1 protein-coding gene is annotated in these 1,015 nt (G+C 61.2%); it reads left to right on the top strand.

Features of this window, described 5'->3' with window-relative positions; all coding sequences use genetic code 11:
- Positions 1 to 149: 149 nt before the first annotated feature.
- On the top strand, positions 150 to 908 hold the full coding sequence (istB, locus tag BV911_RS18810) for an IS21-like element helper ATPase IstB (protein ID WP_086055053.1): 759 nt from the start codon (positions 150 to 152) through the stop codon (positions 906 to 908).
- Positions 909 to 1,015: the final 107 nt, after the last annotated feature.

Here is a 1,015-nt window from a genome sequence, read left to right as displayed (position 1 = left end):
CTCGAAATCAACGCCCGATCCTACTCATCGATCCAATCCATTCTGAAGAATGGGCTGGAGAGCAAGCCCCGCACCCGCGCCACGGAGGAGCCTGCCATCACCCACACCAACATCCGTGGCGCCGATTACTTCCATTGAAAGGACACGTCATGCTCCCTCACCCCACCCTGGATCATCTGAAGGCCATGCGGCTGGACGGTATGGCCGAAGCCTTCGCGGACCTTCAGGCCCAAGATGGTGCCGCCGATCTCAGCCACGCCGAATGGCTTGGTTTGCTGGTCGATCGCGAAGTCGCAAGCCGAGAAACCAAGCGCTTCGAGGCCCGGATGCGCTCGGCCAGGCTACGCCATGTGGGCGCCAGTCCGGAGGATGTCGATTACCGTGCGCGGCGCGGCCTCGACAAGGCGCTGTTCCAAAGCCTGCTCACTGGCAAGTGGATCACCGACAAGCGCAGCCTGATCATTACCGGCCCCTGTGGGGTCGGAAAGACCTGGCTCGGCTGTGCCCTAGCGCAGGCGGCCTGTCGTGATGGCGTCACCGTGGTTTACAAACGAATGCCTCGCCTCTTCGAAGAACTCGAATTGGCCCATGGCGACGGGCGCTTCCCCCGCCTTTTCCGCAGCATCACGAAAGCACAACTTCTGATCCTCGACGATTGGGGGCCGGACCGGCTCACCGCCACGCAGCGTCGTGATCTGATGGAGATTGTCGAGGAGCGATACGGCCGCGGCTCGACAATGATCACCAGCCAGCTGCCCATCAAGGCATGGCATGACGTCATCGGCGAGCCTACCTTCGCCGACGCCATCCTGGATCGCATTGTTCATAACGCTTACCGCCTCGAACTCGAGGGGGCGTCCATGCGGAAAACCATTGCCAAAATGGATGACGAAACGCCCCAAACCTGATACCCGAAAAACGCTGCCTCACGGCAACGCGTCACAGGTGGCCGAATGCGTCGGAACAGGTGGCCGGATGTTGTCGGAATGGGTGGCCGGATGTTCCGGAATACGCA

The organism is Pseudoruegeria sp. SK021 (genome assembly GCF_002119405.1).
Taxonomy (GTDB): domain Bacteria; phylum Pseudomonadota; class Alphaproteobacteria; order Rhodobacterales; family Rhodobacteraceae; genus Meridianimarinicoccus.
The sequence above is the reverse complement of the archived record's forward strand: the minus strand, read 5'-3'. Positions and strand labels throughout refer to the sequence as shown.

Bases quoted from the DNA above. Each gene is read 5' to 3' on its own strand.
- istB (WP_086055053.1), top strand. From the start codon at position 150: ATGCTCCCTCACCCCACCCTGGATCATCTGAAGGCCATGCGGCTGGAC.